Here is a 13733-nt window from a genome sequence, read left to right as displayed (position 1 = left end):
GGGAAATTAAAAGAGTCTTTCGCGCAGCGCTCGCTCTACGCTAACCTCAGGACGCCAGTTAATATATTTTGATATATGGGAATTGCTTGCTGACCAGTCGTTGTGGGTTAATTCTCGGATTTTGCTGCGGGTTAACATCGGTTCTTTTCGCATTATACGATGCGATAGCATACTGACGTCGGCGGCCAGTTTTAACAGTGGAAGAGGAACGCCGATTAAATGCACTGGATTGCCACGTATACGGGAGCCGATCTCCTGCAGACGTTTCCAGCTGTATCCCTCGATATCTCCGTCGCAAAGCTCGAAGGGGGTTGTCTCAGATGTTTCAGCGATGACCCACTGATAGACGGCTTCTGCTAAATCGCTAACGTGAAGAAATGACAGAAGAGATTCGGCGTAGCCGAGGCGGGGGAGAATACCGCGCAGGAGCCAGTTAAACACCGGCTTCAGTTCTTTATCACCCGGCCCATAGACCGCAGTGGGGCGGAAAATACCGAGAGAAATATCAGATGCCATGGCGGTTAGCTTCTGCTCGGCAATAAACTTTGAATTTGCATACCACGAAAGCTGCGGATATCGCGCGGCCAGCGAAGAAATAAACAGGAAGCGCTGACAGTGACCGCCTGCCTGCACTGCCTGCATCAGACGCAGACTGCCGGATACGTTACAGTGGGTAAAAACGTCTTCCTGACTGCCTCTGACCTGGCCCGCGCAGTGGATAACGCAGTCTGCTCCCCGGACCAGTTCAGCCAATGCTACCCGATCGTCCAGGTTGCCGCGCACCCAGATCAAATTATCTGCCGTGCGGGTACTATCCTGCCGGGTTAATGCTCTGACAACGAAGCCCCGTGAGAGTAGTTTCTCGACAATATGCTTGCCGATAAACCCCGTTACGCCCGTAACGGCTACCGTTCTGTTCATTGCGCATAGCCTGCCAACTGCAAGGGCGAGCTCATCGCCTCACTGAGATAGCGCTTTTTAGCTTCGGCCCGCGCCGGTTTTCCTGAAGATGTGCGGGGGATACTGTGCGGCGGCAATAGTTTAACTTCCACCGTTACACCAAACTCGCTTTGAATACGAGACGTCAGCATATGAATAATCTGATCCCGGCGCTCTTCGGAATTCACACGGCACTGTATCTGCAAAATAATTTTCCCTGCCTCATCACGCTCGTTTGACGTCACGAAGGCAATGGCATCGCCGGTACGAACTTCCGGTACCGATTCGGCAACGTATTCAATATCCTGCGGCCAGATATTACGGCCGCGTATGATAATAAGATCTTTTTTCCGACCGGTAACATACAGCTCCCCGTCCAGCAGGTAGCCTAGATCGCCGGTATCCATTCTGCCGAGGGACTCGATTTTCGAGCGTGAAGCGTTGTCCCTGAAATAGCCACTCATCAGACTGGGACCTGAAATCCAGATATGACCGATTTCACGGTCGGCTAAGATTTTCCCTGACTCATTACGAATTTCAACACGATGCTCTGGAAGCGCCCGTCCGCAGTTAACGAATGTTACTCTGGCGCGCGTGTTCCGGGTTGGCTCAACGGCTTTGCCCTGATATTCCAGAATGTCGCGATCGACCGTATCGACCATCCGAGCGGCAACGTTATCGAAGAAACTGACCGCCAGCGTATTTTCAGCCAGGCCATAGCAGGGCATCAGCGCCTTGCTATCAAAGTTTATTTTGCTGAAGCACTCAGCAAAACGCTGCAGCAGCTCGCCCGAAATCGGCTCGGCACCGACCCCGGCCACACGCCAGCTGGACAGATCCAAATCAGCAATCTCTTTATCACTACAGCGCCTCAGGCATATTTCATAGCCAAAAGGAGGGGCAACGGAAACGGTGCCGCGATTTTTGCTGATGAGTTTTAGCCATTGCATCGGGCGCATCGCAAAATCCTGCGTACGCAGATAGTCAACGGAGAGCTGGGTTGCTACTGGCGTAAGGAGAAAACCAACCAGCCCCATGTCGTGATAGAAAGGCAGCCAGGAAACGCAGCGGTCACCGGCCTGTAACTTAATACCATAGCGGCTGATGGCCTGCAGATTCGCCATTGCCGAACGCTGGGTGATAATCACGCCGCGTGGAAAGCGCGTGCTGCCGGAGGTGTATTGAAGATAGGCGATATCATCGGGTAAAGGTGCCTTGAGCTGGACATCTTTCTCCGGCAGCTCATTGATCTCTGTATGAGTGAGGATACGTATATGCGCGGCTTCGCTATGTACGGGTTTGACTAACGGCAACCATTCATCACTGCTGATTATCGCGGCCGGCTGGCAGCTCTTGAGCAGCCCCTGAAGTTTGTCGATGTAGGAAGCACTCTGGCCTACGCCCATAGGAATGGCCAAAGGAACCGCAACTAAGCCCGCATACTGGCAGGCAAAAAAAGCTTCGACGAAGCCGACGCTGGTTTCTGCGATCAGCGCGACGCGGTCACCTTTTTTCAGGTTCATTGATAACAATCGACGAGCCACTGTCACCGCTCGCTGCTGAAGCACGCGATATTCCAGCGAGGCGATGAGCTGGTTACGTCGATCGTAGAAATTCATCCCGGTACATCCCTGGGCTGCGTAGTCTAAAGCTTCAACGAGAGAAGAAAAGTCTGCGTAGCGCATAGGAAGAGAATGCGTAGAGCGTGTTTCGTGCATATACAACCCATTTATAGATTAAATTATCTAACAATAGAAATGATTACTATTTGGAGGTTTTTTATTTGCGTAAATTTTTACACAAGCACATTTTTCGTCTCACAAAGTTGCCTTTAATTACACAGGTGTTGATAAGTCACAGCATGATAGGAAATACTGCGCGCGGACAGCCCGAGAGGAAAATATGACACGTTGGCTTTTTTAATTTTATCCCGGCATTAAAATACTGCGATGGCTGAAATTTTTAAACCCTCCCGTAGCGAAAATTCATGTTCTGACTTGAATGTAGCATTTAGTGTTAAAGGCTTTTTGACTTCGTTTAGGAAAAATACTGTTTAAATAAGAAACGGGAGTTGTTTATTGGAATAATTTGTTAGCAGCATAATATGCCTAACGCTCTGGTGATTTTCTTCGGTTAGATAACAGGCTAAAAATTCAATGCTTTTTATATAACCACTTAATGCATTTCGAGTATTGCAGGGTGGAAAGGGGTAAAGGGCACAATAACTACAGGTAATACGATCCTAAAAAGGCTATTGTGTGTTTTTTTCGTAAATTATTAGTTTCAATGGTATGTATGATTCACATCGAAAAAGTTATCAATAAGCGTCAACTCAAGTCATTTATTACGTTTCCCTCCAATCTTTTTCAAAACGATCCAAACTGGATTAATCCTTTAAATATTGAGCGATTAGAGCACTTCTCGAAAAAAAATCCGGCAGATGACCATATTGAATGGCAGACATGGCTGGCGAAAAAAGAGGGGGAAGTTGTTGGCAGGATATCTGCCCAGGTCGACTCCTTACACCGGGGGCTCTATGGTCCGGATACCGGGCATTTTGGCATGATTGATGCCGTCGACGATCCTGAGGTATTCAGGCTGTTATTTTCGGCCGCTGAAAACTGGCTGGCTTCTAAAGGCGCCAGAAAAATCACCGGGCCTTTTAGTCTTAATATTAATCAGGAAAGTGGTCTGTTGATTGACGGCTTTGACACCCCGCCAAGCGCCATGATGACGCACGGTAAGTCTTATTATTCGGCCAGAGTTGAGCAGCAGGGATACACACAGGGCATCGATCTGCTGGCCTACTGGATGCGTCTGGCTGAACTCCAGTTTCCGCCATCACTGGCTAAACTGATGGACCATGCTCGCAAAAAAGTCAGCATTCGCTGTCTTAATCGCAAGAAATTCAGTGAGGAAATGCAGGTTCTGCGCCAGATTTTTAACTCGGCATGGCAGAAAAACTGGGGATTTGTACCCTTTACCGAACACGAATTTGCCGTTATGGGGGACCAGCTAAAATTCCTGGTGCCGGACGATATGATCTTTATCGCCGAGATAGATTCCGTACCCGTTGCGTTTATTATCGGCCTGCCTAACATCAATGAAGCGATTGCGGATCTCAACGGGCGATTATTCCCCCTTGGCTGGGCGAAACTTCTTTGGCGGCTGAAAGTCAGCGGGGTACGTACGGCCAGGGTGCCGTTGATGGGGGTAAAAATCGAACATCAGTTTAGCCGGATTGGGCCGGTTATTGCCCTGCTACTTATCGAGGCGCTGCATGCCGCATTTGGTAAGTGGAACATCGAAGCGTTAGAAATGTCGTGGATTTTAGAATCTAACGCCGGGATGAGGAATATTTTGGAAAAAATTGGTGCGATACCCTACAAGCGTTACCGGTTATATGAAAAACAACTTTAATATCTTCTTGGGTTAATAATATCGCGATGCTATTTGAAAAGAAAAAGGGTTTCGGCCGTCTGTTCGACAGCATAAAAAACTCGCTGTCTGGTCTTGCTAACGCACTGTTAACGGAAAATTCATTCAGGCAGCTGTTTATTATTACTGGAATATTATTCGTCATTGCGCTGTGCGTTGATGTGTCAGCCGTTGAACGTCTGTTTTTAGTTTCCAGTTGCTTTCTCCTGCTGGTCGTAGAACTCCTTAATACGGCTATCGAAAGCGCCATCGACCGGGTTTCTCTGGAGATTCATCCACTGTCAAAACGAGCAAAAGATATTGGCGGCGCAGCACAGCTTGTCACGATGCTGATGACCGTGACCGTCTGGGCAATGATTTTGCTTTAGCCGATAATATCGCTATGTTTATACCAAATTAAGCCTCGGCAAGTTTCTCCATTCTTTCGGCAGAAATAACCGGATAAATTGCCGCCAGCGCGGTTTGCAGAACCTCATCATAGGGAGCCCGGGCATCAATGTTTAACACTCTGGAACCATTGTAATTAAGCTGGCTCATCACAAGGGCCTTGTCGCGCAGTTCGTCATAGTTATGATCGGGTTTGCGTGAAAAGGCGGTATCGGCATCAATTTCCAGACGAATAATCAACTCGGGCTGATACAAAGCCATCTGCTGGTATAAATGTTTTTCGCGTTCCGCCAGATACGTCATCAATTTCCCGCTTGTGCGTTCAACTCCGATGCCGGGGCCATCATAATAAAAGCCGGAAATTTCAGCCTGCGGATAGCGATCGCTGATCACCAGTACGCCGCTTTGAGCTAAGCGTTTCGCTTTAGCCAGATTCGCTTTTCGCCACACGGAAAGCCCGTACATAATCAGCGCGGCCCAGAGAGCAGGCGCTTTACTGCTCATGCGCTGGGTTTTCTCCGATTTTGCCGCCAGCCGGCGCTCAAGCCATACGCCAATCACCGGTAAACGTTTGATTTTATCGCCATCCTCACCGGATATTAACCCAAGATAGCGGCGTTCCACTGTGCAGGACGAACTGAGTGTTTTCACTAAATCTGCGGTCAGCGTCGATTTTCCGGTGCCGTCGCAGCCCACCACGGCAATCAGTCCGGGAATGCGGGTGGCAGAGTGTTGGGCTGCCGTGTTTAATTTATCGCTATGCATTTTTCTGTAGGCCTGAAAGGGCGAGATGAACCGCCCGCAGTGATGTATCGATTATTTTGCTTTCCGGTTCACGGGCATCTAAATCAAGAATTTTCGCGCCGTTAAAGGTCAGCTGTGGTATCGCGGCGATTTTCTCGCGCAGTGCAGACAGGGCGTGATCGGGTTTGCGTAAGTGCGCCGTTTGCTCATCAATATTCAAACGAATCAGCAGCGCCGGCGGGTATGAAGCCATCCAGCGGTAAAGCCGCAGTTCGCTATTTCTCAGCATGCGCACCCAGTAATTACCGCCTTCCGCCTTTGCAAGCTGAGGACCATCAACGCGGAACCCCGGAATTTCTGCCTGCGGATAGCGGTCGGTAATCAACAGACAGCCCTGTTGGGATCTCGCCAACATGCGGCGGAACTTATAGACCCGCCAGCAGGAGAGCAGATAAATGACCAGTGCGGCCATATTTCCCGGCGGGGAAGAAGGGCGACTGTGCACGCGTTCAGAACGGTTATTTAAATATTTCCCAATATATGAACCAATAATCGGAATTTCGGCGATCCGTTTGCCAATAAATCCTGAAGACTGCCCCAGATAAATCAGTTCCGTTTCACTCTGAGATGAAAGATGATTTGCAAGATGAGCGGCCAGCGTTGATTTTCCGGCACCGTCGCATCCCGTAATCGCGATCGCCCGAACCGGGGAGTGATTGATAATCGTTTTTAAATTCTTCACGTTAACAACCCTGTTTTAACAATGCATTCCATAATGCACGATGTTCTCCGTGTGTTTAAGTTCTGTAGAATAACAAGCATGATTAGCGACAATCTTCTTTTAAAATGCTATATCCTGAGGAGTTTATTTCACAGGGATGGCTGTATGAATTCGAAAAACAACCCACCAATCATCGCTATTATTGGCTGCGATGGTTCCGGAAAGTCGACTATTTCTGAACACCTTATTGGCTTTATTAATCAATATGAATCCGCTGTTAAAGTACATTTAGGAAAACAGGCCGGTAATGTAGAACGCCAGTTAGTAAAATTGCCGCTGCTCGGTAAAAAATTGGGTAAAACTATCGATCGTAAAAAAGTCAGCGTAGCAAAATCGAAAATTGGTGTTGTACCTGCACTGGTCATGATGGTTTTTGTTTTACGGCGTCTTTTCCGTTTTCGCCGTATGCTACGCTTTCGCAAGCAGGGGCTGATTATCCTGGCCGATCGCTATCCTCAGATGCAAATTCCCGGTGCCTATGATGGTGTTCTTTTACCTGAGCATGTTCCCGGCAGGCCTTTCATTAACTGGCTGGCTGGCCGTGAACATCAGGCATTTCGCTGGATGACCAGTTACAAGCCCGACCTGGTGTTAAAACTTAACGTTGACATTGATGTTGCCTGTGCACGAAAACCCGATCACCGCCGGGAATCGCTGGAAAAAAAAGTAGCCGTCACTTCAAAGCTGAATTTCCCCGATTCTGAAACTGTCGATATCGACGTTAATCAACCTCTCGACCATGTTCTTCTTTTGACAGAACGTGTCGTTGCTGATTTTTTGCAGTCGAGAGGATACAAAATGGGGGCTAATCAGCAGGGCTAATGCTTCTTGTCAAATCGGTTAACCAGTATTAATGCCAATGCCAGCAGGAGTATGGGGGGAAGTAGTGCCGTCAACGGTGCACTGAAAGAGAACAACAGGCCAAGATTGACTATGATCTGGTAGCTGACATAGGTGAGTAACCCAATAATAGCGCCCGTCGCCAGGCGGCTTCCCATACCTGGCGCCCGGGGGTTGCTAAATGTGAAGGGAACGGAAAGTAATATCATTGCAAGTATCAAAACAGGCTGCCCGAGCTTTTGCCAAAGTGCGATTCTGAACTCTAAATCGGGTTGGTTTGTTGTTTGCAAATAATCGATGTAGTTATTCAGCTGCCGGATTGAAAAACTATCACTGGGCATCATTAATTCTTTCAGGCTGGTATGGTTGAATATCGATTGCCACGGCATACTGTCATGTAACGTTGATGTTTCTTTTCCGTCGGCCCATGTTTTTTGATTAACATCGTATAAAGTCCATATGCCGTTGCCAATGATGGTCGCGGTTTTAGCATAAACATAATAATCGAGGGTTTGATCCTTGTGATACTTAAATATTTCAATGCCAACAGGCCGGTTGTATTCATCCAGCGTTTTAATCGTAACAAACTCATTATTTTTACGCGCCCACAGCGTGTTAGCTGAGCCGGACGCACTATCATCTCTGGCCTCGGCAATATCTTTTAACTGAAGTGCCCGCTGCTGAAGCGGTGAAGCCACCCATTCGTCCAGCGCACACAGCGCCACGGTAAAAATAATACCGGCACATAGCGCATTCATTCCTATCCTGAAAACTGACATGCCGGAGACGCGCATCGCAGTCAGCTCCAGACTTTTCGACAGCTGGCCCAGCCCGACAATACCGCCAAGCAAAGCGATAAAAGGCCCCAGATCGATCAGGCAGCGAGGCAGTTTCATCAATACCACCATCAATGCCTGAGTCCAGTGGTATCCGCCTGAACTGACATCATCCAGTTCATTAATAAAATCAAAAGTGGAAAAGAGCGGGATCAGCAAAGCCGCCGCGGCAGCGAAACCGAGAAAGACATTTTTAATCAGATAACGGCTAAAAATATTCACCGGAAAAACTTCTGTAAAAGTGAGGCCTGATGGGCCAGAAGGGCCAGGAAGCCCAACAGCATCATTAATGGCACCGTCCACACGCCGGGGAATGAGGGGATAATATCGCTGGCTACCAGTGAACGGCTGATGTTACCGGCATAAAAGATGAGAACAAACAGTACGGCCAGCGGTAACAGAGTGGCAAATCGCCCCTGGCGGGGACGCGTGCGGCTTAATGTTATCGCCAGCAGTGCCATTAAAATAGCGCTAATTCCTCGGCTTTCCCGCCACTGACGTTCGGCAATATCGGCGGGATCGTGTGAACGCGATAATTCTGCCATTGGGGCAGATTTACTTCTGAGTTCGATGCTTTGCTTCATGGGCTTAGGATGCAGATTAAAGTTTTTATACGTTTGTACGTTGTCATCCGTGCCTTTACGGTCAAGTTGATATGCCGTGCCGGAATGAAGCGTGACCGCCGGTGAGGCGATCGCAGGATTGACCACCTGCACAGAGAGTGCCCGAAATAAAAAGGTGTTATTGCCGGAGGTGCTGTAAATCAGCACATCTGACAGCAGGTTATTTTTACGATCGATCTTATCGCTCAAAATCATTCTGCCACTGTCATTCAGATTAAATTTCTTTTCCTGTAGATGGCTGACATCTAATTCAGACTGCGCCTGCTGTTTTAACTGGAATATTTGCGCATAGGCCCAGGGGCGGGCGTACACCGAGAGCAGGGTCACTAAAATACCTAATGGGATCGCCAGGAACAGGATTGCTTTATAAATCCGAAAAGGACTGATGCCTGAAGCCAGTACGGCAGTTATTTCTGAATCGTTATAAAGCTGCCCCAGCGCAACGGCAACGGAAACATAAAGCCCGACGGGAAGTAACATCTCCAGAGCAATCAATATCTTATAGAAAACGATATACATCACCGATTGCAGCGCCAGCGTACCGTTGGCGGCATCGGTCAGATAGCGTTGAGTGGAATAACTGGCAAAGATAAAAATCAGGAAGCCGATTATTGTTATCACCAGTCGTTGCGTTGCAACCATGATGTAGCGTTCGATTAAATACATAAAATATTGAGACTCAATATCAGCGTCATAAATAACGGATTTTTATAGCCTTTCAGAGTAATAGTTCAGTCGCGTTACCGTCTTGCAGTTACGTGCTATTGCCTGAGCGGCCTGTTCGCGATGAGCGATTAGTGCGGTAAGCCATCTGGCAGTTGATCTGTATTTGAGAATAATTTACAACATACCATTAGTAACATACTTTTGGTATGTTGTGGCAATCACGGCCAAACTCACTCTCATCACGCCCAGGGAATCTTACTATGCACGCACTTATTGTTGTTGCTCATCCGGATACACAGTCATTCACCCACAGCGTTGCCGCCCGCGTGGCAAAAGGCGTCACTGATGCTGGCAGTGGCAATACCGTTGAAATTGCCGATCTTTTTGCTGAAAATTTCGATCCGCGTTTTGCCGCGCCGGACCTGGCATTTTTCCGCAATCAGTCATCGCCGCTGGCGGAAATCGTGGCTGAACAGCAGCGTATCGATCGGGCTGATGCGCTGGTGCTGGTCTATCCCATCTACTGGTGGTCGTTCCCCGGCATGCTGAAAGGCTGGATCGATCGCGTGTTTACCAACGGCTGGGCCTACGACTACGCAGAAGACGGTGGACTGATAAAAATGCTGCCGAATCTGAACGTTCATCTGATTGGCATTGGTGCTGCCGACGAAGGGACCTATTCTCGTCGTGGGTATGATGAGGCGATGAGAACGCAGATCGATCGTGGAATATTTGATTTTGTTGGTGCAAAGGTGGTTACATCTGAGCTGCTGCTGACGCCAAACGGCCAATTCCCTGAATCACATCTGGAAATCGCGCTGAAAATCGGTAATAAAATCGCCGGATAACGCCATGCCAGCGGCCAGTCAGCCTTATTTTCACCATCGATCTTTTCAGGATTGATACAACGAGGAGCTTCGGCATGTCCCGTATTCTGAACGAGAAGCACGGCGTCATTAGTCACCATACAGCGTTAAGCATGACGGCGCGGGGTCAGTGATGTCGCGGCGTCGCTTATCTAAGGAAGAGCGCTTTGCTCAACTGATCGCGGTTGCGTGGCGGCTGATTGCCAGCGAAGGGACCGATGCGCTGACGATGGGCCATCTTGCCGAGGCGGCAGGCATCACTAAGCCCACCGTCTACGAGCATTTTGGCTCCCGCCAGGGGCTGCTGGCGGCACTGTATCAGGATTTTGAATCTCGCCAGAATAAGGTCATCGACGATGCGGTGGCTGCTGCGGAACCGGTTCTGAATGAGAAAGCCCGTATTATTGCGTCCAGCTATGTGAACTGCGTGCTGACGGAAGGGCGGGAAATTCCCGATGTGCTTGCCGCGCTGAGCGGTTCGCCGGAACTGGCCGAGCTGAGGAAGCAGTGTCAGAAAAGCTATCTGGAAAAATGCCGCCGCTCGCTGGCGATGTTTAGCGGCCCACGCGGGCTGTCGGATGCGGCGCTGTGGGCGATGCTCGGTGCGGCGGACAGCCTTTCGGCCACCGCCGTCAGCGGCGATATTGCTGAACAGCAGGCGGTTGATGAACTGTATCAGGTGATTGTGGCGATGGTGGAACGCAGCCGCTAGTGCGGCTGTCGTTTATAAAGACGCCATGACGTCGTTGCGTAACTTACTGATGTGATTGCGGATGGAGGCCAGGCTTTTCTCGCGGTCGCCTTCGCGCATGGCGGTCAGCAGATCGAGATGCTCGGTGTGATTCTCGCTCTGGCGGTGCAGCGGACTGTGCAGGCGGAACAGGCGAACGTTAACCCGCAGCCCCTTTAACACGCCGGCCAGCACCACGTTGCCGCTGGCTTCCGCGATGGTGTTGTGCAGCTTCTCGTCATAGCGCCAGAAAAGATGCTCCTCGTCGGCCTTCATCAGTTCGTGCAGCTCGGCGATCAGCGCATCCAGCGTTGGCTTACCGATTTTATCCAGCGCCTTGCCAACCGCTTCTACTTCCAGCAGTTCACGCAGCGCCATGGTATCTAAGTACTCTTTGATATCCACCGAGCGAACGGTATACGAACGCGCGCCGCGGCGCTCCAGCAGGTTCTCACCGGCCAGTCTGACCAGCGCTTCACGCATTGGGGTGCGTGAAACCTGTAGCTCATCGGCCAGGCGCGACTCGGACATTTCACTGTTGCCCGGAATTTTACGCTCAAGAATTAACTCTTTCAGTAATACATAGACCTGCTCAGACAGGCTGGCCGATTTCATATACAACGGTTTTGACGCCATAATTGCCGCCAGCGTATGGTCCTGATAGTCAGTCATCTTCACGCAGTTTCCAGTAGTTAATTCCGCCGCTAGTTTACCGAATTATCCTTCCGATGGGAAAGGGACCGCGCAGGCGAGGAAACGCCCCTGGCCCGCCACGCCGTGGAACTGATTATCGCCCCACACCGTCACGCCGTGCGACAGCGTAACGGCAGGCCAGGCCTGAACCTCTTTCCCTTCATACGGCGTGTGATCGGCGTTGGTATGCAGCATAGCGCTGCTGATGGTTTTCGGCGTTTGCGTATCCCAGATCACCAGGTCGGCATCGGAACCGGGGGCGATTGTGCCCTTTTGCGGATAGAGGCCATAAAGCTTCGCCGGGGCGGTAGCGGTCAGATCAACAAAGCGCTGGGCCGACAGGCGATTTTTCAGCACGCCCTCGCTCATTAACAGCGGCATGCGCGTTTCCAGCCCGGCAATGCCGTTCGGCACCAGATCGAACGATGCGTTTTCACCGTGCAGCTTTTTGCCGGTGGCATCATTATTAAACGGGCAGTGATCCGAAGAGAAAATGGTGAAGGTGCCGTTGGCCAGCGCCGTCCACACTGCGTTCTGGCTGTCCGTATCGCGCGGTGGCGGGCTGCAAATGCATTTCGCCCCGTGGAAGCTGTCATCAATCCCGAGATCTTCCGCCGTCAGAAACAGATACTGCGGGCAGGTTTCCGAAAAAATGTGCATGCCCTGGCCGCGCGCCCAGTAAATTTGCTCAATCGCTGCCCGGCTGGAAACGTGCACCAGCAGAATCGGCACATCAACCAGTTCGGCCAGCGAAATCGCGCGGTGGGTCGCCTCGCGTTCGCCGATCGGCGAGTGGGCGAGGGCGTGATAGCGCGGGGCGATTTTTCCCTGCTTCTTTAGCCGCTCGGTCAGCCAGTTGATGCAGTCATCGTTCTCCGCGTGGATCATCGAAATCGCCCCCAGCTGGCGGGCGGCATCCAGCACATCCAGAATATGGTGATCCGACAGCTTCAGTGCCTCATAGGTCATATAAATCTTAAATGAGGTGTAGCCCTGCTCGATCATCGCCGGCAGCTCAGCAATCACCGCCGGGTTGGCATCGGTAATAATCAGATGGAATGCGTAATCAATGCAGGCTTTGCCCTCGGCGCGCTGATGGTAGTCGGCAACGGCATCCTGCAGGCTCTGCCCCTTGAACTGCATGGCAAAGGGGATCACCGTGGTGGTGCCCCCGCACGCAGCCGACCGCGTGCCGCTGATAAAATCGTCGGCACCGATTGAGCCATCGGTCGAGGGCTGATCGAGATGGCAGTGGGCATCAACGCCGCCCGGCGTGACCATTCTGCCCGCGGCATCAATCACCTGGCGCGCGTCTTCGGCATTCAGCCCGGCGGCAATCATGCTGATTTTGCCGTCGCGGATGCCGATATCGCCGTGATAACGGTCGGAAGCAGTAATGATATCGGCATTTTTCACAATCAGATCGAACGTGCTCATCGCTGTGTCTCCCTGGCCAGCGCGGTGCTGGTGTCGGTTAACGGGGCCTTTTTCACCGGACGAGTATGCTGGGTACTCTGATACGCTTTCGCGTAGTGCAGCTCGATGCGCCGCTGAATGAAGTCCCACAGCGTGGTGAGGATCAGGTAGTAGGTTGCCGCCACCATAAACAGCTCCAGCACCATAAACTGCTCCTGCATCAGGATCTGCGTACGGCGCAGCAGCTCTTCCATCGAAATTACCGAGGCGATCGAGGTGGTTTTCAGCAGGCCGTTAAAACTGTTGCCCAGCGACGGCAGGATCAGGCGCATGGTCTGCGGGAAAATCACGTAGCGCGCCACGCCTGCATGGTTAAAGCCCAGCGCCCTGGCCGCGTTGATTTGCCCCTTCGGCAGCGCCTGCACGCCGCCGCGAATAATCTCTGCCAGATAGGCCGCCTCATTCAGCACCAGCCCGGTGATCACCGCTTCGATCACCGTAAAGCGAATGCCGATCTGCGGCAGGCCGGTATAAATGATAATCAGCTGCACCAGCAGCGGCGTACCGCGGAAAATCCAGATATAGGTACGCGCTAACTGATTAACCCAGGACCAGGGCGACAGCCTGGCGAAGGCCAGCACCACACCCAGTACCAGCCCACCCGCCATTCCAGCCAGGGTTAACAGGACGGTATTCACCGCCCCAAGGAAAATGAAATAGTTGGTGAGATAATGGAAGTAGCCTTCCCAGCTCCAGCCCTGAATCATAGTGAGA

Annotated in this window: 14 protein-coding genes; 5 read left to right on the top strand and 9 right to left on the bottom strand. The window is 51.0% G+C overall.

From position 1 onward, the window contains the following. Nucleotides 1-6: 6 nt before the first annotated feature. Nucleotides 7-921: an NAD-dependent epimerase/dehydratase family protein gene (locus tag JOE09_RS05620; protein ID WP_205065054.1), complete on the bottom strand. Its 915-nt coding sequence runs from the start codon at nucleotides 919-921 to the stop codon at nucleotides 7-9. Beyond that, the gene (locus tag JOE09_RS05615) at nucleotides 918-2657 is read right to left on the bottom strand and encodes a fatty acyl-AMP ligase (RefSeq protein WP_205065129.1); all 1740 of its coding nucleotides are present in this window, start codon (nucleotides 2655-2657) and stop codon (nucleotides 918-920) included. The genes JOE09_RS05620 and JOE09_RS05615 overlap by 4 nt, the downstream gene beginning before the upstream one ends. Nucleotides 2658-3234: 577 nt before the next feature. Here JOE09_RS05615 and JOE09_RS05610 point away from each other — a divergent pair. Continuing rightward, nucleotides 3235-4359: an N-acetyltransferase gene (locus tag JOE09_RS05610; protein ID WP_205065053.1), complete on the top strand. Its 1125-nt coding sequence runs from the start codon at nucleotides 3235-3237 to the stop codon at nucleotides 4357-4359. 26 nt (nucleotides 4360-4385) lie between these two features. Then, nucleotides 4386-4745 carry a diacylglycerol kinase gene (locus JOE09_RS05605; RefSeq protein ID WP_105592732.1) on the top strand — a complete coding sequence of 120 codons (360 nt, stop codon included), beginning with the start codon at nucleotides 4386-4388 and terminating at the stop codon, nucleotides 4743-4745. Between the two features lie 28 nt (nucleotides 4746-4773). Here the strand turns inward: JOE09_RS05605 and JOE09_RS05600 are convergent, their stop codons facing one another. Together JOE09_RS05600 and JOE09_RS05595 are read right to left on the bottom strand one after the other, a co-directional pair. Beyond that, nucleotides 4774-5529 carry a nucleoside/nucleotide kinase family protein gene (locus tag JOE09_RS05600; RefSeq protein ID WP_205065052.1) on the bottom strand — a complete coding sequence of 252 codons (756 nt, stop codon included), beginning with the start codon at nucleotides 5527-5529 and terminating at the stop codon, nucleotides 4774-4776. Continuing rightward, a complete protein-coding gene (locus JOE09_RS05595; RefSeq protein ID WP_205065051.1) occupies nucleotides 5522-6250 on the bottom strand; it encodes a nucleoside/nucleotide kinase family protein in 729 nt (242 codons plus the stop codon). The genes JOE09_RS05600 and JOE09_RS05595 overlap by 8 nt, the downstream gene beginning before the upstream one ends. A gap of 144 nt (nucleotides 6251-6394) precedes the next feature. On the opposite strand from JOE09_RS05595, the gene JOE09_RS05590 reads away from it, so the two are divergent. Beyond that, nucleotides 6395-7111, top strand: coding sequence for a nucleoside/nucleotide kinase family protein (locus JOE09_RS05590; protein WP_205065050.1), 717 nt, complete (start codon nucleotides 6395-6397; stop codon nucleotides 7109-7111). Here the strand turns inward: JOE09_RS05590 and lptG are convergent. Beyond that, complete coding sequence (gene lptG, locus JOE09_RS05585; RefSeq protein WP_205065049.1) at nucleotides 7108-8187, bottom strand: LPS export ABC transporter permease LptG; 1080 nt, start codon at nucleotides 8185-8187, stop codon at nucleotides 7108-7110. The genes JOE09_RS05590 and lptG overlap by 4 nt on opposite strands. Next, nucleotides 8184-9254 carry an LPS export ABC transporter permease LptF gene (gene lptF / locus JOE09_RS05580; RefSeq protein WP_205065048.1) on the bottom strand — a complete coding sequence of 357 codons (1071 nt, stop codon included), beginning with the start codon at nucleotides 9252-9254 and terminating at the stop codon, nucleotides 8184-8186. The genes lptG and lptF overlap by 4 nt, the downstream gene beginning before the upstream one ends. A gap of 260 nt (nucleotides 9255-9514) precedes the next feature. On the opposite strand from lptF, the gene JOE09_RS05575 reads away from it, so the two are divergent. Then, nucleotides 9515-10102: an NAD(P)H-dependent oxidoreductase gene (locus JOE09_RS05575; RefSeq protein ID WP_205065047.1), complete on the top strand. Its 588-nt coding sequence runs from the start codon at nucleotides 9515-9517 to the stop codon at nucleotides 10100-10102. A gap of 151 nt (nucleotides 10103-10253) precedes the next feature. Continuing rightward, entirely contained in the window at nucleotides 10254-10832 is a 579-nt protein-coding gene (locus tag JOE09_RS05570) for a TetR/AcrR family transcriptional regulator (protein ID WP_205065046.1), read from the top strand. 12 nt (nucleotides 10833-10844) lie between these two features. On the opposite strand, the gene JOE09_RS05565 is transcribed toward JOE09_RS05570, so the two are convergent. Genes JOE09_RS05565 through JOE09_RS05555 form a run of 3 tightly spaced genes read right to left on the bottom strand, consistent with a single transcriptional unit; the run spans nucleotide 10845 to nucleotide 13726 of the window. Further along, nucleotides 10845-11522 carry a GntR family transcriptional regulator gene (locus JOE09_RS05565; protein ID WP_205065045.1) on the bottom strand — a complete coding sequence of 226 codons (678 nt, stop codon included), beginning with the start codon at nucleotides 11520-11522 and terminating at the stop codon, nucleotides 10845-10847. A 45-nt stretch (nucleotides 11523-11567) separates the two neighbouring features. After that, nucleotides 11568-12980 (bottom strand): dihydropyrimidinase, encoded by a 1413-nt coding sequence (hydA, locus tag JOE09_RS05560; protein ID WP_205065044.1) that lies wholly within the window; start codon nucleotides 12978-12980, stop codon nucleotides 11568-11570. Further along, nucleotides 12977-13726, bottom strand: coding sequence for an amino acid ABC transporter permease (locus JOE09_RS05555; RefSeq protein WP_239552926.1), 750 nt, complete (start codon nucleotides 13724-13726; stop codon nucleotides 12977-12979). Before JOE09_RS05555 ends, hydA begins: the two co-directional genes overlap by 4 nt. Between the last annotated feature and the right edge of the window lie 7 nt (nucleotides 13727-13733).

This window comes from Pantoea coffeiphila (genome assembly GCF_016909495.1).
Lineage (GTDB): Bacteria > Pseudomonadota > Gammaproteobacteria > Enterobacterales > Enterobacteriaceae > Erwinia > Erwinia coffeiphila.
Note: the sequence above shows the minus strand (reverse complement) of the source record. Positions and strands in the feature narration are given on the sequence as shown.

Bases quoted from the DNA above. Each gene is read 5' to 3' on its own strand.
- JOE09_RS05590 (WP_205065050.1), top strand. From the start codon at position 6,395: ATGAATTCGAAAAACAACCCACCAATCATCGCTATTATTGGCTGCGAT.
- JOE09_RS05605 (WP_105592732.1), top strand. From the start codon at position 4,386: ATGCTATTTGAAAAGAAAAAGGGTTTCGGCCGTCTGTTCGACAGCATA.
- JOE09_RS05610 (WP_205065053.1), top strand. From the start codon at position 3,235: ATGATTCACATCGAAAAAGTTATCAATAAGCGTCAACTCAAGTCATTT.
- JOE09_RS05615 (WP_205065129.1), bottom strand. From the start codon at position 2,657: ATGCACGAAACACGCTCTACGCATTCTCTTCCTATGCGCTACGCAGAC.
- JOE09_RS05600 (WP_205065052.1), bottom strand. From the start codon at position 5,529: ATGCATAGCGATAAATTAAACACGGCAGCCCAACACTCTGCCACCCGC.
- JOE09_RS05620 (WP_205065054.1), bottom strand. From the start codon at position 921: ATGAACAGAACGGTAGCCGTTACGGGCGTAACGGGGTTTATCGGCAAG.
- JOE09_RS05565 (WP_205065045.1), bottom strand. From the start codon at position 11,522: ATGACTGACTATCAGGACCATACGCTGGCGGCAATTATGGCGTCAAAA.
- hydA (WP_205065044.1), bottom strand. From the start codon at position 12,980: ATGAGCACGTTCGATCTGATTGTGAAAAATGCCGATATCATTACTGCT.
- JOE09_RS05575 (WP_205065047.1), top strand. From the start codon at position 9,515: ATGCACGCACTTATTGTTGTTGCTCATCCGGATACACAGTCATTCACC.
- lptF (WP_205065048.1), bottom strand. From the start codon at position 9,254: ATGTATTTAATCGAACGCTACATCATGGTTGCAACGCAACGACTGGTG.
- JOE09_RS05570 (WP_205065046.1), top strand. From the start codon at position 10,254: ATGTCGCGGCGTCGCTTATCTAAGGAAGAGCGCTTTGCTCAACTGATC.
- JOE09_RS05555 (WP_239552926.1), bottom strand. From the start codon at position 13,726: ATGATTCAGGGCTGGAGCTGGGAAGGCTACTTCCATTATCTCACCAAC.